At 37.0% G+C, this 22,965-nt stretch carries 23 protein-coding genes and 5 pseudogenes; 13 read left to right on the top strand and 15 right to left on the bottom strand.

Going from position 1 to position 22,965, the window contains the following annotated elements:
* Positions 1–138, bottom strand: a pseudogene (locus BMG01_RS11645) (type II toxin-antitoxin system RelE/ParE family toxin); the annotation flags it as partial.
* Positions 139–198: 60 nt separating this feature from the next.
* Between BMG01_RS11645 and BMG01_RS07920 the strand changes: the two are divergent.
* Positions 199–789 (top strand): site-specific integrase, encoded by a 591-nt coding sequence (locus BMG01_RS07920; RefSeq protein ID WP_004912641.1) that lies wholly within the window; start codon positions 199–201, stop codon positions 787–789.
* Positions 790–1,175: 386 nt separating this feature from the next.
* Here the strand turns inward: BMG01_RS07920 and BMG01_RS07925 are convergent, their stop codons facing one another.
* From BMG01_RS07925 to BMG01_RS07935, 3 genes and pseudogenes are all read right to left on the bottom strand, one after another.
* A complete protein-coding gene (locus BMG01_RS07925; protein WP_004912639.1) occupies positions 1,176–1,949 on the bottom strand; it encodes a (S)-acetoin forming diacetyl reductase in 774 nt (257 codons plus the stop codon).
* Between the two features lie 789 nt (positions 1,950–2,738).
* Positions 2,739–3,260 (bottom strand): annotated as a pseudogene (locus BMG01_RS07930) (Crp/Fnr family transcriptional regulator); the annotation flags it as partial.
* Between the two features lies 1 nt (position 3,261).
* Positions 3,262–3,459 (bottom strand): annotated as a pseudogene (locus tag BMG01_RS07935) (IS6 family transposase); the annotation flags it as partial.
* Between the two features lie 179 nt (positions 3,460–3,638).
* On the opposite strand from BMG01_RS07935, the gene BMG01_RS07940 reads away from it, so the two are divergent.
* Complete coding sequence (locus tag BMG01_RS07940) at positions 3,639–4,082, top strand: LytTR family DNA-binding domain-containing protein (RefSeq protein ID WP_004912623.1); 444 nt, start codon at positions 3,639–3,641, stop codon at positions 4,080–4,082.
* Positions 4,079–4,519 (top strand): DUF3021 domain-containing protein, encoded by a 441-nt coding sequence (locus BMG01_RS07945; protein WP_036066754.1) that lies wholly within the window; start codon positions 4,079–4,081, stop codon positions 4,517–4,519. The genes BMG01_RS07940 and BMG01_RS07945 overlap by 4 nt, the downstream gene beginning before the upstream one ends.
* A 146-nt stretch (positions 4,520–4,665) precedes the next feature.
* On the opposite strand, the gene BMG01_RS07950 is transcribed toward BMG01_RS07945, so the two are convergent.
* The gene (locus tag BMG01_RS07950) at positions 4,666–4,950 is read right to left on the bottom strand and encodes a hypothetical protein (protein WP_004903679.1); all 285 of its coding nucleotides are present in this window, start codon (positions 4,948–4,950) and stop codon (positions 4,666–4,668) included.
* Between the two features lie 1,076 nt (positions 4,951–6,026).
* On the opposite strand from BMG01_RS07950, the gene mobV reads away from it, so the two are divergent.
* The 3 genes from mobV (at position 6,027) to BMG01_RS07970 (ending at position 9,477) form a co-directional block, all read left to right on the top strand.
* Entirely contained in the window at positions 6,027–7,262 is a 1,236-nt protein-coding gene (gene mobV / locus BMG01_RS07960) for a MobV family relaxase (protein ID WP_004912615.1), read from the top strand.
* Positions 7,263–7,757: 495 nt separating this feature from the next.
* Entirely contained in the window at positions 7,758–8,912 is a 1,155-nt protein-coding gene (locus BMG01_RS07965) for a RepB family plasmid replication initiator protein (RefSeq protein ID WP_004912612.1), read from the top strand.
* Positions 8,905–9,477, top strand: a complete 573-nt coding sequence (locus BMG01_RS07970; RefSeq protein WP_004912610.1) for a hypothetical protein — start codon at positions 8,905–8,907, stop codon at positions 9,475–9,477. Before BMG01_RS07965 ends, BMG01_RS07970 begins: the two co-directional genes overlap by 8 nt.
* A 265-nt stretch (positions 9,478–9,742) precedes the next feature.
* Here the strand turns inward: BMG01_RS07970 and BMG01_RS11650 are convergent, their stop codons facing one another.
* Positions 9,743–9,841 (bottom strand): IS3 family transposase, encoded by a 99-nt coding sequence (locus BMG01_RS11650; protein WP_143471194.1) that lies wholly within the window; start codon positions 9,839–9,841, stop codon positions 9,743–9,745.
* 147 nt (positions 9,842–9,988) lie between these two features.
* Here BMG01_RS11650 and BMG01_RS07975 point away from each other — a divergent pair, with 147 nt between their 5' ends.
* Entirely contained in the window at positions 9,989–10,876 is an 888-nt protein-coding gene (locus BMG01_RS07975; protein WP_084013465.1) for a GRP family sugar transporter, read from the top strand.
* 154 nt (positions 10,877–11,030) lie between these two features.
* Here the strand turns inward: BMG01_RS07975 and BMG01_RS11655 are convergent, their stop codons facing one another.
* Complete coding sequence (locus BMG01_RS11655; protein WP_036068877.1) at positions 11,031–11,741, bottom strand: CPBP family intramembrane glutamic endopeptidase; 711 nt, start codon at positions 11,739–11,741, stop codon at positions 11,031–11,033.
* A 5-nt stretch (positions 11,742–11,746) separates the two neighbouring features.
* A pseudogene (locus BMG01_RS07985) lies at positions 11,747–11,893 on the bottom strand (cysteine peptidase family C39 domain-containing protein); the annotation flags it as partial.
* A gap of 172 nt (positions 11,894–12,065) precedes the next feature.
* Here BMG01_RS07985 and BMG01_RS07990 point away from each other — a divergent pair.
* Positions 12,066–12,374, top strand: coding sequence for a hypothetical protein (locus BMG01_RS07990; RefSeq protein ID WP_036066761.1), 309 nt, complete (start codon positions 12,066–12,068; stop codon positions 12,372–12,374).
* A gap of 450 nt (positions 12,375–12,824) precedes the next feature.
* On the opposite strand, the gene BMG01_RS08000 is transcribed toward BMG01_RS07990, so the two are convergent.
* Positions 12,825–13,424: a helix-turn-helix transcriptional regulator gene (locus tag BMG01_RS08000; RefSeq protein ID WP_004912675.1), complete on the bottom strand. Its 600-nt coding sequence runs from the start codon at positions 13,422–13,424 to the stop codon at positions 12,825–12,827.
* 269 nt (positions 13,425–13,693) lie between these two features.
* Positions 13,694–13,849: pseudogene (locus BMG01_RS11660) on the bottom strand (type II toxin-antitoxin system PemK/MazF family toxin); the annotation flags it as partial.
* 248 nt (positions 13,850–14,097) lie between these two features.
* On the opposite strand from BMG01_RS11660, the gene BMG01_RS08005 reads away from it, so the two are divergent.
* From BMG01_RS08005 to BMG01_RS08015, 3 genes are read left to right on the top strand one after another with little or no spacing between them, the layout of a single operon-like run.
* The gene (locus BMG01_RS08005; RefSeq protein WP_004912672.1) at positions 14,098–15,363 is read left to right on the top strand and encodes an amidohydrolase; all 1,266 of its coding nucleotides are present in this window, start codon (positions 14,098–14,100) and stop codon (positions 15,361–15,363) included.
* A 2-nt stretch (positions 15,364–15,365) separates the two neighbouring features.
* Entirely contained in the window at positions 15,366–16,184 is an 819-nt protein-coding gene (locus BMG01_RS08010; protein ID WP_004912670.1) for a DUF3100 domain-containing protein, read from the top strand.
* Positions 16,177–16,668, top strand: a complete 492-nt coding sequence (locus BMG01_RS08015) for a hypothetical protein (RefSeq protein ID WP_004912666.1) — start codon at positions 16,177–16,179, stop codon at positions 16,666–16,668. The genes BMG01_RS08010 and BMG01_RS08015 overlap by 8 nt, the downstream gene beginning before the upstream one ends.
* A 116-nt stretch (positions 16,669–16,784) precedes the next feature.
* Here BMG01_RS08015 and BMG01_RS08020 read toward each other — a convergent pair whose 3' ends face one another.
* Together BMG01_RS08020 and BMG01_RS08025 are read right to left on the bottom strand one after the other, a co-directional pair.
* The gene (locus BMG01_RS08020) at positions 16,785–17,069 is read right to left on the bottom strand and encodes an HU family DNA-binding protein (protein WP_004912664.1); all 285 of its coding nucleotides are present in this window, start codon (positions 17,067–17,069) and stop codon (positions 16,785–16,787) included.
* A 118-nt stretch (positions 17,070–17,187) separates the two neighbouring features.
* Positions 17,188–17,838: a UPF0236 family transposase-like protein gene (locus tag BMG01_RS08025; RefSeq protein WP_004912662.1), complete on the bottom strand. Its 651-nt coding sequence runs from the start codon at positions 17,836–17,838 to the stop codon at positions 17,188–17,190.
* Positions 17,839–18,145: 307 nt separating this feature from the next.
* Here BMG01_RS08025 and BMG01_RS08030 point away from each other — a divergent pair, with 307 nt between their 5' ends.
* Complete coding sequence (locus BMG01_RS08030; protein WP_002816262.1) at positions 18,146–18,577, top strand: CopY/TcrY family copper transport repressor; 432 nt, start codon at positions 18,146–18,148, stop codon at positions 18,575–18,577.
* A gap of 96 nt (positions 18,578–18,673) precedes the next feature.
* Positions 18,674–20,920, top strand: a complete 2,247-nt coding sequence (locus BMG01_RS08035) for a heavy metal translocating P-type ATPase (RefSeq protein WP_036068679.1) — start codon at positions 18,674–18,676, stop codon at positions 20,918–20,920.
* Positions 20,921–20,994: 74 nt separating this feature from the next.
* On the opposite strand, the gene BMG01_RS08040 is transcribed toward BMG01_RS08035, so the two are convergent.
* The 3 genes from BMG01_RS08040 to BMG01_RS08050 form a co-directional block, all read right to left on the bottom strand.
* A complete protein-coding gene (locus BMG01_RS08040) occupies positions 20,995–22,185 on the bottom strand; it encodes an MFS transporter (RefSeq protein WP_369802601.1) in 1,191 nt (396 codons plus the stop codon).
* A 159-nt stretch (positions 22,186–22,344) separates the two neighbouring features.
* Positions 22,345–22,629 carry a helix-turn-helix domain-containing protein gene (locus BMG01_RS08045; RefSeq protein ID WP_004903734.1) on the bottom strand — a complete coding sequence of 95 codons (285 nt, stop codon included), beginning with the start codon at positions 22,627–22,629 and terminating at the stop codon, positions 22,345–22,347.
* A partial coding sequence (locus tag BMG01_RS08050) for a type II toxin-antitoxin system RelE/ParE family toxin (protein ID WP_084013466.1) occupies positions 22,626–22,965 on the bottom strand: 340 nt, incomplete at its 5' end. The genes BMG01_RS08045 and BMG01_RS08050, both read right to left, overlap by 4 nt.

Below are 22,965 nucleotides of genomic sequence, written 5' to 3' on the forward strand. Positions count from 1 at the left end.
TCTTTCCGCCACTAAGAGGCCATTATTTTCAATATTTTGAATGGTTGCAATTAATTTAGCAGCATCTTTATCAGGTAATTGATCTAAGAACTGTTCAAATTCAGCCCAATCGTAATAATCAAACTCAAATTTTTCCATAACAACATGATAGCAGATGCGCTATCATCAATCAAATTATTAACTTTAAAGGAGTAGCCAATGGTGCAACAAATTGTCCTCCCCATCAAAGACTCCAACGTCTTAAAAATGGTGCAAGACACCTTATTAGATAGTTTTCGGGCGGGTCGCCGCAACTACACTATCTTTCAAGTTGGCAAAGCCACTCTACTGCGGGTGAGTGATGTGATGACGTTAAAGAAATCGGATGTCTATAATCCCGATGGGTCTGTTAAAAACACGGCCTTTATTCATGATAAAAAGACAGGTAAAGCGAACACGTTATATTTAAAGCCCGTGCAACAAGACTTGTTGCAATATCATGATTGGCTAGTCCAACAGAATATCACTTCGGATTGGTTATTTCCCTCAACGTCCCATCCAGATCGACATATAACAGATAAGCAGTTTTATAAGGTGATGGCACGCGTTGGTGATCTATTAGGTATCAACTATCTAGGCACACATACGATGCGTAAAACAGGCGCTTACCGCGTCTATACACAGTCAAACTACAATATTGGTTTAGTCATGCACTTATTGAATCATTCGAGTGAGGCTATGACGCTTACTTATCTGGGGTTAGATCAAGCAAGTCGCGAAACAATGTTAGATCAAATTGATTTTGGGTAATAACGCCAACTAATCTCCCTAAATTAGCACGTATTTGTTCATTTTGACGCCACTATGGAGGTATTTTTAATGACTAGGATTACTAAGGCACAATTAGACAACATCATTACACGTTGCCACCATCCGAGGTAATTGGTGCCCCATTGTCTGAAACTGCAACTAAAGGGTTGCTAGGTAATACTTTTTGAGTCATAATTTTAGACGCTCCAATTTTTGAGTATTTGGTTTGTTTTTCACTAACAAAATATCATAACAAAGAGCTCCTATGGTTTTCACCTAACGGGTGAAAGCGCAAAACCCGCTGAAACGGTATTAACTTGCTGTTTCAGCGGGTTTTTGTCTGTCTTGATAAATAATCCGGGTAAAAGTTAATTATTTTTAGTTAATTAATGGAATTGCATACCACCATCGACTTCGATAGTCTGTCCAGTAATATAATTTGAATCTGGTCCAGCTAGAAAGGCTACTGCCGCAGCAACATCTTCTGGTTCTGATAGACGCTTTAATGCAATATCCTTTGCGAAGGTCTGCATACCCCACTCATCATCCTTACCAGCATTCTTACCAACTTCATGGGCAATATCAAACATCATTGGTGTCTTAACAATACCAGGTGCATATGCATTAACTGTGATGTTTTGCTCGGCTAAATCACGGGCAGCAACTTGTGTTAAACCACGTACAGCGAACTTTGTACTACTATACAAAGAAAGGTTTGGATTACCAACGACACCCGCTTGTGACGTTGCATTGATAATCTTCCCACCGTTACCATTCTTCTTAAATTGTTCAACGGCTGCTTGAATACCCCAAATATCACCAGCAACATTGATATGATAAACCTTATCAAATAATTCAGGAGTAATTGTATCAATTGGTGTCGTAGGACCAAGGCCAGCATTGTTAACTAAGACATCAAAGCCACCTAATTTTTCAGCCACTTCTTTAACAGCTGCAAAGAATCCTTCGCGATCAGAAACATCTAGCTTAACTGCAATTGCAGTACCGCCATTCTTTTCAATATCAGTTGCGACTTCTTTACTTTTAGCTTCATTCAAATCAGCAACTGCAACTGCAAATCCATCTGCACTTAGGCGACGAACAATTGCTTCACCAATACCTTGTGCCCCACCAGTAACCATTGCAACTTTCTTTGTCATTACTAATTCCTCCAATAGTATTATTCGAAACAACTATAGTCTAGCACAACGCTCCTGATTTGTTAAAATTTTTACAAATTATTTTATATCAATTTAAGCAAAACAAGCACTTAATTAGTGGTAGTCAAACTAATTAGACGCTCGTTTTGAAATTTTATTCACAAAAAACATTTACAAAACTAAGCTACCACCCCAATAATGACTGAATGACACTATCATCATCCTGCGTTAATTTTCATGGATAATTCTGTACCTTCACTCTTACTAACCCGGATTATTCATGCACTAAATTTTTAACCACAGCTAAATCAGTAAAATACGATAAATCACCTTGAAACTACCAGTATCTTGGCACAGTTTCAGGGTGTTTTTTCGATTGAGCGTTTTTTGAGAAAAATGGGCACACTAAAACCAGCCAGATTTTGCTATTTTTTTGAAAATCTACTTCGTTGTTTTATTGCCACAAAGCATTTAGTCGTTCCCAAGCTCGCCAGAACAGACCATCGAATTGTTCTTGGATGCGGCTATCTAATGTCAAGATCACCTTGTGGGCGTGCTTAGTGACACGTCCCCCGATTTTTAACAAACGGTCTCGAAAGGTGTTGATTGTCCAACGCAATACTCTTCATCAACCGCATCAAGTTTGATGCAATTACTGAGATCCACATGCGCGCTTGCGGTAAACACGGACGATGTCTTTTTGTGGAAGACTTAGGTTAGTGACGATGAACTGTGTACCGCCATGTTCATCATTTAAAACGATATCCTTATTTTTAAGTATAAATCGACTTAACTTGATACAAATAATAATGCATCTAAATCAAATATCTCAACACATTTTTGGGTATGCCGTTTAATTAGACCTCTCTCTTCCAATGATGAGAACTTACGGCTTATTGTTTCTGGAGTTGTCCCCAGGTAAGTAGCCAAATCTTTTTTTGACATGGGTAAAGTCACATAAGTATGGTTTTTTTCATCTTCAACATTTTCTGATAGAAAATCAATAATTCGAGCTTCAACAGGTTCAGTACTGACTTGCACAGTCTGTTTTTCTGATAACTGTAGCCGTTTTGTAATATCCGATAATATTCGTCGCATGATTTCTGGATAGCGATCTAAATATTGATCTAAATTCTTTTTATGAATCCTACAAATACTTGTTTCCGATATTGCTTCAGCATAATTCGAATGATAACTTTCAGTCTGTAAAATAGCAACTTCCCCCATAAAATCACCAGGATGTAGGATGCGTATAGTTTGCTCACGACCAGACTCACTTAGGCTATAAATACGTACACGTCCATTGTTTATGCCGACGCCACAACACCTGAAAGATTGGTCCGTAGTGATGAACCCAGCGCATAATCGTTGTATGATGAACAGTAATTCCACGATCACGTAAAATCTCAACGACATCACGATAACTCAAATTAAATCTGAAGTAGTAACCAACGGCTACCAAAATAATGTCTTGTTGGAAATGCCGACCTTTAAAATAATTTTTCATCATACCTACCTCACCTTTTAGGCTAATTATACCCAAAATAAGTTAAACTGAATTTTTTGCACCAGAACCAGTATTTCCAAATATATGATTATATTTACCAAATAGATGTGTATTGAAAAATAGTTTTAAAATAAAAGTTACAATCAATATAGAGTATATATTTGAATTTTTGGAGACGAATTATGGAAGTTATATTACAAGTGGATAAAAACACTCAAAAGCCTAAAATTATTATTTGCACACCAAAAAAATCTTCTTATTTTGATGATTTAGTTAATAAAATTCGTCGTATGCTTGGAGAAGAAAAAATTAATGTTAAGCAAGGGAGTGATTATTTGTCAGTTAAAATTTCTGATATTGAACGTATTTATACTGAAAATCATAATGTATTTTGTGAAATTAATAGCTGTAAATATAAGTTAAAAGAACGAATATATGAAATGGTAGATTTATTGCCACATGATACTTTTTTTCAAATATCGCAGTCAGAGATTGTTAATCGTAAGTTCATTGATAAATTTGAATTGACATCAACGGGATTATATCAAGTTATTTTAAAAAATGATGTGGTTACTTATGCTTCAAGAAGATGTATGTACAAAATAAAAAAGGAGTATTTAAAATGAAAAAATTTATTAGAGGATTAGCTAGTAGTATTTCAATTGGTATAACAATAGGTTTAGTAGTTTCAACTTTTTTTAGCTATCTATATAAAACTAAATATTTATTACCGTCTAGTCCTTCATTTGTTAAAAATTTTGAAACACCACTTGATGCATTTATAGTGTCTATAATTATTTGGGGATTAATGGGTGTCGTATTTTTCTTATCGCAATATATATTTTTACTAGAAAAGTTGAGCATTACGCAACAAACAATTTATCACTTTATAGTCACTTATTGTGGCTATACCATACTAGCGGTATGTGCTGGGTGGTTTCCAGATACATTTAGTTGGTTAATTTTTTATACTGGTATTTTTGTGTTAATTTACTGTTTAATCTGGTTTTTTTCAATGAAAGAGGCCAAAAAAATAACTGCTGCACTAAATAAATTAGCATAGTGCATGTTAACCAAAGTAAAAAGCGCCAAACCTGAAATAAATAGGGTTTGGCGCTTTTTCTGTGATCACGTCTTGTGAATTTGGCTCAAATAAATTGGTCTATCTCTCACAATCCCCACAACTAGCCTTTTGTCATTTGTGAAATTTTAGTCCGTGAGCGGTTTATGAGACGGCTGTTTGTGCTTTTTGCGGAGGCGTAAACGGACCACCAATTTGTGTTGGGCGACTTCTTCGTCAGACAAGGTTAACTTCTCGTCAATTGAAAACGAGGTCGTTTTATAATTTTTGGCCAGGACAACCGCATAAACAGCCTGGTCAATCTGTTCACTTTGTTCTGGTGTTAAGGCAAAAGTATAAGACTTGTCGCCATACAAAATCGTTTTATCAGGGGCTACGCGCGTAAAGCGACCCTTAATTGCATTGTACGTCATAACAGCTCCTTTCTTGATTTTATTAGATAAATCTCATCAAAGGGGCGTTTATTACCTTTTTGCCCCATAATAGAAATGTCGACTTAAGCCTACTCCCCCAAGCGTTGAGGAGGGGTTACCTGTCGGTTTATTTGCAATTTTACCCCCCCTATTAGTAATTTGGGGGCTTGGTTAATTTTTTGAATCGTCTTTAATTGTCAAAAATAACAGGCTAGCCATCATACTATCAGCGTCACTGTATTTTAAAGTGGGCCACCAGGCTTGACCAGCGTACTGGCCCAAGCCTTTGAAACAGCAGAGCTGTTTCATGGCAGTTATTGTTTATAATTATACACTGTCTTGCCCTGAAAGGAAACTTGCTTCAAAAAAGACAAACAAAAAGAGCTGGTGTTCCTACGCACTAGCCCTTTTTACTAGAGAGGTTAATCTCCATGTATTTCTTCCTGTTTATATTATAGCATTGTATTAGTATTATTTCCAAACGTGATATACTTAAAAAGCTGTTGTTTCCTACTATACGCAACGGCAAGGAGGTGAAACTCCATGATATATTTCTTCCACGAACTAACACAATTGCTCAACGCGATATGTGTTGCTGTTGTGACGTTCGCAATTAAACGTTATTTTGATGATCTTAATGATCGTTAAAATAATGTGGGCACCTTAAGGGCGCCTTTTTGTTTGCTTTTATTGTATAACACCTATTAATTGTGATAGTCCACTACAATTTTTTTGTTATTATACACTTACGTTTACAGATTATTTTAATGTGTTTAAGCTGACACCAGCTTGCCCCGCGCGGGTAGCGTTCTGCATGACATGCTCCCGCTGAAGGTGATCATGCAATAATAAATTGCCCTGTGACGGCGTGACCCGCCAGAGGTTTTACAAGCCGGATAAGTGGCACTGTAAAATAGCAGTTTCGCCAGTAGGAAGGGGAAACGCTACTGTCAGCGCTTGTCGATGACGTGCCTCGCAGAGCCTGTCCAAAATAGAATTTTGGTATAACAGGCTATACCAGATTTTTAACGGTGTTATACTGGTCTTGGAAAACCTTTTTTGAGGAGGCATTTTTGATGGCGCATTTAAAGAAAAATACGCGTGGCGCAGTACCTGGTTTAGCGGTCCACTTTGAACGTAAAACCGACCATCACACTAACAAAGAAATTGATGTGTCGAAAACCTATCTGAATCAAGATCTCATGGCGGATGCTTCTGATATGCTTTCACGTTTCAATGCGCGTTTAAATGACGTCTATTGCATGAAAAGAGACGATGTGAAGGCGTTAGCGACGTGGATAGTCACTTTACCTGAAGAACTCACAGAAGCCCCCTACGAGCAACAGAGCGCCTTTTTTGAAGCAACCACCAATTTTCTTAATGAACGTTATGGTCAAGAAAATGCCGTGGCCGCTGTCGTGCATTATGACGAGACAACCCCTCACTTGCACTATGCCTTTGTCCCCGTTGTTTTTGATGATAAAAAATCACGTTATAAAGTATCCGCTAAAGAAGTGCTCACGCGCCATGATTTGCAAAGCTTTCATGAGGATCTAGATCAGGATTTAAAAAAGGTGCTGCCCTTTTATGAACAAGGCATTTTAAACCACAAAACCTTACCGTTTGAGAATGTCGCTGAAATAAAAAAATGCAATGATCAGTTTAACGCCCTAAAAACCGAACTAGCTGACATTGAAGAAAATATTCGTGCTAAACAGGCCGTACTTAAACTCACGGATCAAGCCTTAACGGAAGTGGACTTAGCCGAAAAACAAATTGATGATTTTAAACAAGCCTTATCTAAAAACCTCTTTGGTAAGACGGTGCTTAAACCAGATGACTTAGATCGCTTTAAAAACGTGTTAGCCACGATGAAGAAAGCCACCTTACAAAGCCAGCATGAGACAGAAGAACTCAAGCAAACGTTAGGACAAGTCAAAGCGCAATTAGCTGACATCCAATCTGATTATCAAAACCTGAAAGCAACGCATCAAGCGCTTCAGAAGCGGCAGCGAGACCAGCAACAGCTGGATTATGCCATGCGAGACATGCTTAAAAATGATTGTGGTGTCGACCAACTATCGCATACTGATGTGGAGGCCCGGTATGTTCTTTATAAGCTGGATCATGAAGAACTCACAAAAAATAAAAAAGTAGCCCAGTCCTGGTTAAAAACCTTGACGACAGCTAGAGCAGATCCAGATACGAAAATATCGCCAACTAGATTAGATCGCGGTATTGAACAAGTTAAAGCGTTAATCAATCGAATTATCGAATTAACGCGTGATTTTTTTAAAGGACCAAGCCTCTAAAGTTAAACCGCCTTCTTTGTCGTTCTAAGCGTTTTTAGCCATGTGACGTAGAAATAATCATTGAACGGGTTAAAACGTCGCTATTGGATTAATAAGTGGCAATCTATGTCAGATAACTAGGTAGCCGGCATTTGAAATGATTCAAAGCAAAAAGAACACCACGTACAAAATTTATATGGTGTTCTTTTTGTTTAGTTTTTTAATGTGGTCATAAAAAGGCGCAGCATATTATAAGTTTATCTTTTATATTTTAATCTTTTGTTCTTTTGCGTGGTTAGAAAGTCAGTTTTATCAAGGGTTAATAAAATAATAAGACTAGAAAATACTATGTATAAGACTAGAAAATACTATGTATAAGACTAGAAAATACTATGTATAAGACTAGATTAAATGTAAAAGACTAGTCTTATTTGCTATAATAAAAGCATAAAGAAATCCCCGACTAAAAGTTTTTCTTTATGCTTACTCACAACACGCACAAAGGAGCGTATTTATATGTCTATTATACCAGAAACAAACACAAGGCAGGTGCAGACCTTGAATGAATTATCAAAACGAAAAGTCGTTGAACATAATAGTTTAATCACGTCCATTGCCAAAATGGATAAAACGCCCCTCAAAATGTTCGAATTAGCCGTGTCTCTGATTGATACAGAAAATCCACCCCAAGATCATACGGTTTATTTATCAAAACGAGAGTTATTTTCTTTTTTTAAGGTCAATGATAGCAACAAACATAGTCGTTTTAAAGAAGCGATTGAAAAAATGCAGAAGCAAGCCTTTTTTCAAATTAAAAAAGGACAAGATAAAGGCTTTAAATTTGTTAGCATTGTACCAATCCCTTATGTTGAATGGACGGATTATAACGATGAAGTAAAAATTGAATTTCATCGTGAAATCATGCCTTACTTAATTAATCTTAAAAATAATTTTACACAACATGCCTTGTCAGATATTGCAGAATTGAATAGTAAGTATGCGATTATTTTGTATCGTTGGTTGTCCATGAATTACAACCAATATGATCATTATAGCGTTAAAGGTGGACGAAGAGAGGAACAAGTTGAAAGTTACCGTAATCCCACCATGGGTATGCGAGATTTACGTCAAATGACTGATACAGTTGATGAATATAAACGATTTTATAATTTTGAAAAATGGGTACTGAAGGAACCGCTGGCCGAGATTACAAATCATACAACTCTTAACGTAACATATGAAAAAATTAAAAAAGGACGCAGCATCGATAGCATTGTCTTTCACATCACTAAAAAAAGGGTAGCAGACGATGTCAGTTATAAGCAGGATGATTCAGCTTATCTTGACGGTAAGATACGTCAAGAAGAGACAGAAGACATGCTGACAGTCATGGCTATCAAAAGTCCTTACACAAAACTACTTATGGAACAGTTTTTATTGTCCTACCTTGATTTGACGGATACGTCTATTTTGGCAGGATTGCAGAAAAATGTTTATCCACTTTATGACGAATTAAAAGAGTTACGTGGACTAAAAGGTGTCAAAGATCACTTATCATATATTAAAGATAAACAAGATGATTATTCAAAAAAGAATATTGCTAAGTATCTTAAAAAATCGATTGAACAGTATCTACCAATCGTTAAAAGGCAGGATATAGATCATGAGTGAAAATTTAAAAACAATTCGAGAACTTGCTGATGAATTTAAGGTGTCTAAGCAAGCAGTTAGGAAAAGATTAACCGATGAATTTAGATCAAACTACGTAGAAACTGTATATAGTAACGGAGTAGAAACATTAGTAGTAACGGTTAGTGGGTATAGGCTTTTAAAACAGCATTTTTCTAGTAGTAACGGCAGTGAAAAAGTAGGTAGCAACGTTGGTGGTAACGGTGGTAACGCTAATGTTACCAGTGATAATAAGCAAACAACGGATAATAGCTATGTATTTAAAATATTAGAACAACAATTAGCTGTTAAAGATAAGCAAATAGAAAATAAAGATTCACAAATATCACAAATGCAAAATTTATTAGATCAGCAACAAAGATTGGCCTTACAGGACAAACAACTGCTCGAAGAATACAAGGCAGAAATTAAGGACTTGAAAGCCTTAACGATGGCACCGCATGATGATGTTGAAAAAGAAGTGACGTCAGACAAACAACCGGAACCTGAAAATAGCACCCCGGAGTCACAACCTAAACCTAAAAAGTGGTGGCATTTTGGTAAATAGTTACAACTAAAAAAGATAAGTATTTTTCCATGATGAGACTCCTCTCTGACTACCTTTAAGTATACGCACAAACACTAAAAAAGCCGTCGAAATTCGGCGGCTTTTCATCATATTACGTTAAATTATTCAGCGTCGTAGGCAGCTTGGAAAATCTTGGTGATATCTTCCCTTGTCCCCTTACGAGGGTTAGAGAAAGCATTCCCATCCTTCAAGGCATTTTCAGCTGCTCAGAAGTCAATAAATTGGACTATTTTTATTCAGTTACTTAGGCAACATTTGAGATACGATTGCGATTATAAAAATTGATATACCAACCAATGGCTGCTTGGCCTTCAGTTAATGTTTGGTACGCCTTCCTGAAGATAGTTTTTAAAAGATACTAGACAGGTTCTTATGCACCTCTTAACCAAATTCATACGCCACCAATTTTAGTGTTAATCGAAAAAAGAGTAAAAGAGTGATATGCTTAATTTTTTAAATAAAAAATTATTTTAAAGAGGTAAATATAAACATGCAAGGAATTCTTCTCGCGCTTGTTCCAATTTTTGCTTGGGGTGCTATCGGATTGGTAGCTAATAAATTTGGTGGTGATGCTAATCAACAAACACTTGGAATGACTTTGGGCGCTTTTGTTTTTGCACTTATTGTTTTCTTATTCCGCATGCCAACGTTGACATGGCAAATTTTCTTAATTGGATTTATTGGTGGATTGCTTTGGGCAATTGGACAAGTTGGTCAGTTTAATTCAATGAAATACATGGGTGTTTCAGTAGCGAGTCCACTTTCATCAGGAAGTCAATTAGTAATTGGTGGATTGCTTGGGGTTTTTGCTTTCCACGAATGGACAAAACAAATTCAATTTATTATCGGATTTATTGCGATGGCTGTTTTGGTAGTTGGGTTCTATTTCTCAGCTAAACGTGACCCAGAAAATGCAGTTGTTGAAGAAGGACGTAATTATACTAAAGGATTGACTGCTTTAACTTACTCAACTTTGGGATATGTTCTCTATGTTATTCTTTTTAATAACTTAGCAGTACTTTGGTTCAATGTTCATTTTGATACACTGACAATTATCTTGCCAATGTCAGTTGGAATGATCTTTGGAGCACTTGTGATGGGTCGTTTCAAAATTAAAATGGAAAAATATGTTTATCTAAATATGATTGATGGAGCAATGTTTGGTGTAGGTAATATCTTTATGCTTATGGCTGCAAGAGCTGCTGGTAACGCAATTGCCTTTTCATTCTCACAATTAGGTGTTATCATTTCAATTATTGGAGGAATTCTCTTCCTTGGTGAAAAGAAAACCAAAAAAGAATTGGTTTATGTTGGAATTGGGATTGTTCTGTTCGTAACAGGTGCAATTTTAATTGCAATTGTAAAATCTAAAGGATAATAAAAAAGCTATCAGTAAATTGACGGCTTTTTTTGTGCTCTTATACTACAAAAATAGTCCATTTTTTTAGTATAAGAGCAAAAATAATTGACGTTTAATTATTAGAGCAAGGTATAGATCATTTATGACTAATTAAATTTTCCGAAGCGAAATGTTACATTTTCGATCCAAATGTACTACATAGAATGTATATCATGATACAGCTATTCCATATTACATGTCCGAGTATGCTGTATTTGACATTGTCAGTTTTAACTCGAATTATCATTAACCCTAATCCGGTTAAAAAATAATTAAGAAATATATATATACTATTTGGACTATGGATCATAGAAAAGATTATACTTGATAAAATCATGCTACCTATTTGACCTACGAAGTATCCCTTTTTCAGTAGAATTCCTCTACATACTATTTCCTCAATTATCGGTGAAAAAATACATAATGACACAATATAATACAACAATGCTAATTTATCATGAATTATTGTTTTGAATGTTGATTGTAGTAATTTTGCATTGCTTCCTGTTTCTTGTACATTTGGCTGCATAAAAATTAGTCCATATAAGATAACAACCATTGCTAAAAGTGTTACTAAAACAGTTATTATATTTAAAAACACACTGGTATTATGAGGCTTAGAATTGCCAATATTTTTTTTTAAATAAAAAATCAATCCGAATACTACCGATAATTTAACTATTACTCCCAAAATAATAAATATAATTTTTTCTGTAATGTTAGGACTCTCTGTATTGTAATCAAAGATTTGTGCTACTACAGTAATGATTATAAAAAATAGGAAACTTTCTAAAAAATAATTTACAAAGTTCCCTATCTTCTCTTTTATGGCTATATTGGTCATTTTTTAGTAGTGCCTTCCATGTCTGTTTTGGCTAAGTCACGTAGCTTGGCTAAAGATAGACGTGTTTTGTAATGAGCTAAAACCATGACAAGTGCAGCTACACCACAATCACGTTCATCGACTTGTGCGATATAATTTAACTTTTTTGTCAATGCCAGGCCTCCCAAAATAAATATAAAATAGTAGCATACAATTTTATAATCAAACACGATAATATGTTTGAAAAATGGTGCATAATAGGACTAAATCTGATAGTATGTAAGCGCATACAAGAACCTTGTCATGACACTAAGTAAGACGCTGTAGCAAGATAGGAGGACTCTATTGACTGTATTTTACCATGATAAAGAAGTTCGCGTTTGGGAAATTAGCAAAGATAAAGAACTGCCTGAGTGGGTTCAACACTGTTTTGATAATAATTCTATGGTCTGGTATGACAATAAATTGAAAGTCCTTGTAAAAGCTATAAACCCTTCTTCAAAAAGAGATGTTAAACTAGGGCTTCTCGATACGGCATTAGGTTATTATGGCGGTGGGTTTGTAATGGGGAATGTAGGCGATATTTTTGATTCTACCAACGGTAGGATTATGTCAAAAAAGAATTTTCTCAATCATTATGATATAAGAAATTAGAATTGATAGAAAAAATTAATTTTTAAATTCGTAGAGTCAACTAATCTGTTTAGTTAAAAGACACGCGAAAGAGAGATTAAAGTTATGAAAAGCTATTTAAGTAACTATAAAAAGTTATCTCATTCAGAGTGCAACAAAATTAGCGGATGACATTGGATTGGCGACGTTTTAGGGGTAATTGGACATGTATACCATCCAGCCGACCCTCATAAGGTTCTAGATCAATTGAATGGCAAGACGCAACCTAAACCTGAACACCAATATAGTCCATATGGGTATTATTAATTTAACGAATTAACATAATGCGTGTTATCAGAATAAAGAGCTTAACTCTGATTATTAAAAGAGTTAAGCTCTTTATTTTTTGATTTAACAATATCTAATTAAAAATGATTGTCAAATAATATATTTTATTTTCCCCCCAGGATTGCAGATTGCTAGCACAACATTCTATTTTCTCAATGGCAGTTGCGGTATAAAATAGACACTACTAGTTAATAGTAAAACACGCAGTCCCGCACTAATATAGATGCCAGCTTGCTCATCAATATTAGTGCTAGTTACTCCCTTAAAAATAGCAATGCTCAAAAAATACATAAAAGCAGTGACAATTGCAAGTAAGGCCCATTTATTTGTATATAAATTAACTGGTTGTTGTACTGTTGAAAATAAGACAAACAATGCAATCATGCCTATAATTAACGCAGTCACCTTGTAAATCGGTAAAACATGCATGTAATTTGAGAAAATGGAAACTAATAAAAATAAAGCATTCGCGACATAAGCAATCGCGTACAAGATTTTTTGCTTATTTAAACTATGATCAATTGTTTCAAAATGTTCAATCAATTCTATATCCTCCTTCATTAATTCATCTAATGACACATTGTATTTGTTGCTGATGCTTAGAATATCAGTTATGCCAGGATAGCTTTTCCCATTTTCCCAGCTAGATATTGTTTGGCGTGTTAGATGTAATTCTTTCCCTAGTTGCTCTTGTGTTAAATCAAAAGCCTCTCTAATCATTTTTATTTTCACACCAATTAACATTGACACATCACCTCTTTCTAGAAATTAATATAGCGATAATCTGTTAAAATTTAAAGCAAATAATATTAACATTCAGCAATTCAGCAAATAAATACTAGATAATTTTTATTTGGTGCTGATTCGCACCCAAGAATTGTTTACGAGTGTGGCGAATTTTTAGGGTCTATAATTGACAAATAGTCCCTCAGAAACATTGAAAGAATAACCCCTAATATCTATAATATAGATGTTGGGGGTTATTTGTTTTAATATTAAAGAAATAACTTCTTCTATTTGTCATCAATACTAAACAATAATTTGTACAAAGTGATTATTTCTTCTAGTTCTTCACGCGATACATGATCGACAATAGTTTCATCAGTGACATGTCTTGCCCGTAAATCTAAGGCTATGGTTTGATCTAATAATACTTTTCCATATACTGTTCCACCTACAAAAACACCCAGAAATCACGCCGTTTTAAGCTGAAATCCGGGTTTTGAAAAATTTTCGGAGTCCGGCAACTCTCGGTGCCGAAAAAACCTGTCCATAATCTTGACATCAGCGCCTATTGCTTTTATTTTTCATAAAAGTACGAACATTATTTTAAATTTGTTCTTGAATATATCAGTCAATTGATTTAATCTTATACTTATCAAAATATAAGCAACTCGTTTATATAGGAGGAGAATGAATGTCGTATTTTAGTAGGTATTTCCCTAAGGCACGGGACTTAGAGGAAAAATTATTTAATAGTCCTGAATTAGGATTCAAGGAGTTTCAGACTAGCAAGATAATCGAGAACGAGCTGAAAAGGATAGATCCAAAGTTAAAAGCCGAACATTATCTTAAAACAGGGCTTAAGGTTGTTTTTGATAATCATCGAAAAAAGACAATTGGCGTTATTGCAGAAATGGACGCACTGTATCAGCCTAAGCATTTTAATGCTGATCCTGAAACGGGTGCTACTCATGCATGTGGACACTATACCCAAGTAGTAATTGCTCTAGCAATGATCAATGAGTTAGTTAAGAGCTCAAAATTAAAGGATTTTGGCACTAATTTGGCTTTTATTTTTACGCCTTCTGAAGAATTTGTAGATCTGGACTGGCGGCAGAAACAAAAAGATGAGGGGAAGCTAACTTATTATGGTGGCAAACAAGAAGCTATTAAACAGGGAGTTTTTGATGATATAGATTATTGCGTTTCAGTACACGCTATTGGAGAACAATTTAAAAATCGTACTATAGAACTTAATTGTGATTTAGCAGGCTTTAATTTTAAGTATTTTGATTTTTATGGGAAGGCAAGTCACGCGGCCTTTGCGCCAGAAGCTGGAGTTAATGCTCAAAGTATTGCCACATTGTTTACAACAGCACTTGCTATGCAGCGTCAGCAGCTTAAAGATCCTAATCGAATTCGCTTTAATCCTGTAATGATTGGTGAAAATACTGAATCAATTAACGTAATCCCTGATCATGTCAAAATGGGTTCTGATCTAAGATTCTTTAATGTGAATTATGCTCAAACAATTATGCAGCATTTTGATAATGCGGCTAAAGGATGTGCTCTAGCATTAGGCGGGCAAGTTGAGATTAATACGCAAGTAGGCTATTTACCGCTACATTCAAATCGTGATATGAATGCGTTGGTTAAAAAGACGTTTGAAGCGGATGATAGAATACCAGACCTAATTGATGATCGTGGCTATATAATGGCAGCTGGTGATATTGGTGACGTAGGCTTTCTGATACCCACTATTCAAATCGGTTATGGCGGCTGGGAAGGAACTATTCATGGTTCGGACTTTAAACTAATTGATCCTGAATTTGTACTAAAAATTTTCCCAGAGTTTGTGTTTAATAGTGTACTAAATATTTCGCATAATTTAGGGAAGGTAAAGTCTTATCGACATAGTAAAGAAGAGTATTTGCAAGCGCTAGAGGGGATGGAGAAGTAATAATGAAGCACATTAAAAACTATGGGCCATTAATTTTGCTGGTTTTGTTGATTGATCTAATAGCTGAAATGATTGGGATGCAGATTTTTTCATTAGGTAAAATAACAGTTTCAATTTTGCCATTGGTGTTTGCCGTAATTTTCGCTATTTTAATTTATTTAATTCCTTGGCATCCCATTAAACGCTTATATAATGACAAGCGAGTTAAATTCGCAGGCAAATATATGATTTTAATTATGTTGCCACTAATGGCTCGCTATGGTGCTAACGTAGCTCCTAATATTAATGAAATCCTCTCAGTAGGCTGGGTATTTTTAGTGCACGAACTGGGTAATTTAGGGACAATTCTCTTCGGCTTGCCTGTAGCGTTGTTTTTAGGATTAAGACAAGAAGCAATTGGTTCGACATTGGGGTTAGGCAGAGAAGGAGAGTTAGCTTATATTAGTGAAAAATATACCCTTGATTCACCAGAAGGACGAGGAGTATTAGGAATCTATTTGATTGGAACTATCTTTGGTTCAATTGTATTTTCGATTTTAGCTCCTTTATTGTTGGGAATGGGCTTTAGCTATAAGGCCGTTGCGATGAGTTCCGGCGTTGGTTCTAGCTCGATGATGACAGCTGCTTCAACGGCTTTGGCTGCGATTGTGCCCGACCATAGTGAAACTATTTTATCTTTTGCGGCCGCAAGTCAATTGTTAACAAGCTTCATTGGCACATACATTATGTATTTCTTGGCCGTGCCCTTGCAGAAATTCATGTATATTCACATCACGCATTTGTTAGATAATAAAAAAGAGGAGTATCCAGAACATGATTAGAGAGAATAACTTTTTTAAATTGGGTCGCGATGCATTAATTTTAGCATTAAGCGTTAGTTTAGTACTTTTTGTTCAATGGATAAAGTTATTGAAAAATTCGAAAAGTACGCCTATTACAACGGATACTTTCATTGGATTAGGTCTATTATGGTTGTTTTCTCTTTTGGGGATTATCATTAGCATGTTAATGAAAAGAATGCCTTGGAAGATTGTTCAAGGTTTTCCGATTCTAGGTTGGGTTTCAATTGTATCGTTAATTTTTTGTTTAATCAGTTCGTATTGCGTTAGAGTAATTAATGCCGTTGACTTTTTATCTTTGACTACTTCGGTATTAGCTTTTGCAGGTATTTCCGTCACTTATCGATTGAAGGATTTAAGTAAAATCTCTTGGAAGATGTTGATAGTTGCTTTATTTGTATTCTTCGGGATGTACTTCATGGATGCTCTAATATCACAGATTGCCCTTAATTTAAGTGGAAAATAAACAAGAGACTAGATTCTACATGGAGTCTAGCCTCTTTCTTTGACTTACTGAGGTTAATTTTCTATTAATATAAAAAAGCCACGAGCTATTCTCGTGACTTCTTTAAGTAAAACAAATTACTTGTTAACTTCAGCCTTGAAAGTCTTACCTGGCTTGAATGCTGGAACGTTAGTTGCAGCGATTTCAATTTCTTTGCCAGTTTGTGGGTTGCGACCCTTACGAGCAGCACGGTGACGAAGTTCAAAAGCACCGAAACCAACCATTTGAACCTTGTTGCCTTCAGCAACGTTGCTCTTAACAGTTTCGATGTAAGCGTCTAAGACCTTGTTGATGTCGCTCTTAGTAGCATCAGCCTTTTCAGAAATTTGGTCTACTAATTGTTTCTTAGAAATAGTTTCCATGAAATATACCTCTTGTCTCATAAAAAATAGGGAGTCTGATTCATCGAAACAAGGCGATATTCGCCTCGTATCAATAAAGACCAGTATCTAGATTAACCATTAGTCTGACCTTAATTTCTTAAATATTTATTTGACTTAATTTTCTGCCGAAATCATCCAAATAGCTATGACCTGCTGTTAAGCTTTCGATTGCTCCATGATGAATGCCTAGATGAGCTTCATGCGTCTTTCTTAGGCTGGCACGAACTGCACCTTTCAATTCTTCCTGATCACCAATATCGAGCTGTCCACCTGCAAACTCACTGCTAAGCCAGTATTCCAGCTCATTGTTTTTGATACAAGTTAGTACACACAGAATTCCTTCGGCACCATCTTCTGACCAGTATTTTCCTTGCCCTTTGACGTGATAAGTAGCGACGCTGCTTACTTCCAGGATATTTCTTACTGCCAAGACGCTATAATGCTTGTACTTATCAAAGCCCATGAATTTATCTAAAGGATAGCGACTTTTTTGCCCAGCTTTAACGTACCTTCTTCTGACATAAGTCACTTCGCCAAAAGCCATATTGATTGAACGTTGATTCTTCTTTTCAATTTGGTAGTCCTGATTCTTCATTGATTCACTTAGCTCTTGATCTACTCGTTCCAAGGCTAAGGACATCAATTCTCTGATCAAATTGAGAAAGAAAAAGGCTATAGCTTTTTCACGCTTAATAATATTAGTTTCAGACTTTATAATTTTGACGATTTCAGTTACAATTAATTCCATAAAAGACCAGCTTCTAATGTGTTTTTTTGCTTAACATCAGACTACTGGTCTTTAATTCTACCAGATTCAGCAGATACTAGACAGGTTCTAAGAGGCATTTCACCATACTAACAAGAAAACCAAAAATTCCCAGATCATTAATTTAACATATCGTATCAAACCACGCCTGGAATATTATCTAGGCGTTTTTTTAATGTCATGGTATTTTCTGGCAGAAAGGTTGCATTATTGTGACTACAGTTGTAAACTAATAAGTGTTAAGAGACTACAAACGTAAACTTAGAATTCAATTAATGGAGGAAGCCAATTGAAGGATGCAAAGAATGTAACCATCACCGATTCTGAATGGATGGTTATGAGAGCAATTTGGACAATGGGACATGCGACTAGTCGTGAACTAATCGATGCTATGAACGAATTAGAAGGCTGGTCAGCTTCAACAACCAAAACGCTACTTCACAGGTTGATTCAAAAACAGGCGGTTGCGCAGCATGGCGGCAGTCGACCATTCACGTATAAGCCGGTTGTTGGCGAGAAGGAATCAATGGCGGCAGCGGCAGATGATTTGTTTGACCATATGTGTGCGATGCGGGCTGGTTCAACAATTGCCGGCGTTATTCAGTCAAGGGAACTCTCACGGGCGGATATTGCGAACTTACAGGCGATTCTAGCTGAAAAGGCCAAAACAGCGCCCGAGGAAGTTCAGTGTAACTGCTTGCCAGGTGATCAAACGTGTTAAGACTGTGGTGTTCTGTTTACTTTTAGGATTGCTGCACAAAAATCCAGAATCTGGGATTTCTGATGGCGGAAACTTATTTTTAGGGGGTCGATAATCATGGCAAATAAAGAGGAGCATATGAACATGAAAAACATGAGTGCTAAGAATATGGAAAATAATGAATCAAATATGAGTCATATGGATCATGATGACATGAAAATGGATCACGATATGACCGAAACGGATCATAATCAAATGAACATGGACCACGATATGGCCGAAATGGATCATGGTCAAATGAACATGAATCACGAAACTATGAATATGAGTGGGATGAATCACGGTGATATGGATATGGCTGGGACCGACATGATGATGCACGGTGGCTCAATGATGCATATGGGGAATTTGAAAGTTAAATTTTGGGTCTCCGTTGTCTTAGCGATTCCAGTTTTACTGTTAGCACCAATCATGGGTTTAAACGTTTCCATCCTTAGTTTCAGTTCACCGCTAATTGTTGGCATTATCATCGTTTTGTTTGATACAGCACTTTACTTTTATGGCGGAATGCCATTTTTAAAGGGGGCTAAAGCGGAAATTCAGGATAAATCTCCTGAAATGATGACGCTAGTAACCCTTGGAATTTCCGTTTCGTATTTCTACAGTTTGTACGCATTTATTGCCAACAACTTCTTGAACCCGGCAAATCATGTAATGGATTTTTCGTTCGAACTTGCAACCCTGATTTTAATTATGCTTCTAGGACACTGGATTGAAATGAATGCATTGATGGGGGCTGGGAATGCCTTACAAAAGATGGCGGCCCTGTTGCCTAAGACGGCCCATCTAGTTACAGATAATGGTGAAACAAAAGAAGTGCCAGTATCTGATTTAAAAGTTGGTCAAGCTTTCCAAGTGCGTTCAGGTGAGAGTATTCCAGCCGATGGTGTTATTACGGCTGGGGAGTCGACCGTGAATGAAGCACTGGTAACCGGTGAATCTGCTGCCGTTACCAAGAACGTTGGCGATAAGGTCATTGGTGGTGCAACCAACAATAACGGGACGCTAACGGTTAAAATTAGTGGTACTGGTGACTCCGGCTATCTTTCTCAAGTAATGAAAATGGTTCAAAATGCCCAGCAAGCTAAATCTAAAGCAGAAGATAAAGCTGATTTAGTTGCCAAGTATCTATTTTACGCGGCACTTGGTGTTGGGATTATTGCTTTCTTTGCCTGGTTACCCCAGGGATTGGCGACTGCAATGACGATCATGGTGACCGTCTTCGTGATTGCTTGCCCGCATGCATTAGGATTAGCGATTCCATTAGTGGTTTCTCGTTCTACTACGATTGGCGCTCAAAATGGGCTATTAGTTCGAAATCGCCAAGCCATTGAAGCAAGTCAACATGTTAGCCACGTTCTCTTGGATAAAACTGGCACGTTAACAGAAGGTAAATTTACGGTGAATGCATTGATTCCAAATGATGGGATTGACGAAACAACGTTATTAAGCCGACTGGCCGCCCTTGAAAATAATTCGACTCATCCGCTGGCCCAAGCAATCATTACTGAAGCCCAAGCGAAGGACATTGAAGTCGTTGCGGCTGAAAAGTCTCAAAATATTCCGGGCGTTGGTATTTCCGGTAATGTTGATGGCACTGACTATACGATTGTTAATGGTAACTATTTAACGAAGCAAGGGATCAGGTTTGACGAGGCCGCTGCTGATAAATGGGCTGCTAAGGGTAATTCCGTCAGCTTCCTATTGCAGGGCACCCAAGTTCAAGGAATGGTTGCTGAAGGCGACACCATCAAAGCGGGTGCTAAGGAATTAATTAGTGGTCTTCAGAGGCGAGGAATTACCCCCGTAATGCTCACTGGCGATAATCCAAAAGCCGCGGAACACGTTGCTAACTTACTAGGATTGACTGAATTCCATGCAGGCCTATTACCAGATGATAAGCAAAAGATTATTGCTGATTATCAAGCAAAGGGCAATCACGTCATCATGGTTGGTGACGGCGTAAATGACGCACCAAGTCTTGCCGCGGCCGATATTGGAATTGCAATTGGCGCCGGAACCGATGTTGCCATTGATTCCGCTGATGTTGTGTTGGTTAAATCAGAACCCAGCGATATTTTACATTTTCTTGATTTGGCTAAAATCACAAATCGGAAAATGGTTCAAAATCTCTGGTGGGGAGCAGGCTACAATATTGTCGCAATTCCACTCGCTGCCGGTGTGTTGTCATTTATTGGAATCATTCTAGACCCAGCCGTTGGTGCTGCGGTCATGGCGATGTCGACAATTATCGTGGCAATTAATGCGATGGGATTGACTGGTGAAAAGATTAAAAACGTGTAATTAAGTGATGACAAAAAGAGGAGAAAGATCAGCTGGTAGTCTGGTCTTTCTCCTCTTTTTGATCATCATGTTAATTACTTATCTGGTTGCTCAGTTAATTTCGCCAATTTTTGATGCAGCCTAATGTCATATTGCCTGGTAATTGGCATTAACACCGCGACCACCCCGCAAATGGCAGCACCGATTCCTGCAATCACAAATAGGCGTTCAATACCAATCACATCAGCTAGGGGACCGGCAAAAATTAAGCCAATTGGTCCAGCTAGATTCGACAAAGAATTCAAAACGCCTAGAATCCGCCCTAACTCTTCTGCTGGATAACTTTGTTGAATCATTGCCATTAAAAGCGTTGTAAAAAACGGGGTCGCAATTCCTTCAATGATGTTTAAAGCTGCGAACCATAAAAATCCGGTTTGGTTACCTGGCAAAATGCCGCTAATACCGGTTGGAATGCCAACCAGGAAAAACGCGATGATTACGGGCTTCATCCGGTCCTGCCACTTACCAAAGAGGCCAATGATAGTGCCGCCGATTAGCATGCCAGTTGAATAAATGGCTTCAATTAAGCCAGCCTGACTAACGGTTCCCTGAAAGTATTTCATGGTCATGAGTGGATACATGCTGGCAGCAGGCATGTAGGTTAGTGTGAAGACGGCGCCGATCAACGTAATGTACCACAAGCCCTTGTTGTTCGTAAGTTGTTTGATCCCCAAGCGGGTGTTGTGGAGCACATGCATTGGCTGATCAATTTTTTCATTGTTAGGAATTTTAACCCACGTTAAAATACAAATCCCAATGATGGCCCCAAGTACGTCTAACAGAATCAAGTACTCGATGGGGATAAACGCAAATAAAAACGCGCCCAGTGCTGGGGCAATAATCATATTCGCGGATTGCACCATTCCCAGTTGGCCGTTCATACGGGTAATTTCTTTGTCTGGCACCATTGTGGGCATTACCGATTGAATCGTTGGCATCTGGAAGGTTTGCGCACAAGACCGCATCAGTAATGAAATAAAAATGAGCCAAAGTGGAAATACATGAAAGACCGTTCCGGATACGGAAAGAATAATAGCGAAACAGGCAGCAAAAACGTCCGGGAAAGTTAGGAGGCCTTTTTTGTTCCACCGATCAAGCATAGGACCAACAAACGGACTAAGAATCACCATTGGCAGCATTCCTAAAATAGTAGCAATGCTCAATACCGTTGCTGAACTGGTTTTCTTGGTCAAATACCAAATAGTGGCGGCCTTCTTGATTATCAAATAATTTTTCACCACTTCTATAAGCGGCGCTAGCAATGGCACTGCATCCTTTACCAGCACTATTATATAATGACCCCTCAAAAAGACTATTAAAACAGCCCCCATTATCTGACTAGTAGATAATGGGGGCTGTTTTTTTGTTTAATGTTATAATAGATCTTAAAATGCTGGACTGAATTGAATGGTCAAACGTTGGTTTGTTGCTTGGGCGATCTCAGATAGTATTTTTGTTGAAGCATTCATCGAACCATTTTCAATGCGTGCAATCGTTGATTGTGGTTTACCAATCAAATTGGCAAATTCACGTTGGCTCAATCCCATATTTGCACGAAGGTCACGAACTTTCACTGCTACCTCTAAATTAATATTTTCTTGCTCAACAATTTGTGCAAATTCAGGATTTTTTTTACTACGTTCAGCAACGTATGCATCAAGTTTACTCATTGATTTTCCTCCTTATTCAAATACTGACTGCGTCTATTCCGAGCGATTTTCTTTTCATTTTCAGGTGTCTTTTGCGTTTTTTTCGTGAAAGCGTTAGTAATAATGTATTGACTACCTTTGACTTGAAAGTAAAGAGCCCTTTGAATGTTTGAAGATCGTTTAGAACGAATTTCATAGAGATTATTTTCTAGCTTTTTTACCCATAATTGTCTTTCCGCCACTAAGAGGCCATTATTTTCAATATTTTGAATGGTTGCAATTAATTTAGCAGCATCTTTATCAGGTAATTGATCTAAGAACTGTTCAAATTCAGCCCAATCGTAATAATCAAACTCA

Origin of the sequence: Leuconostoc sp. BM2 (genome assembly GCF_002095565.1) — a bacterium.
In the GTDB taxonomy this organism is placed as follows: domain Bacteria; phylum Bacillota; class Bacilli; order Lactobacillales; family Lactobacillaceae; genus Leuconostoc; species Leuconostoc falkenbergense.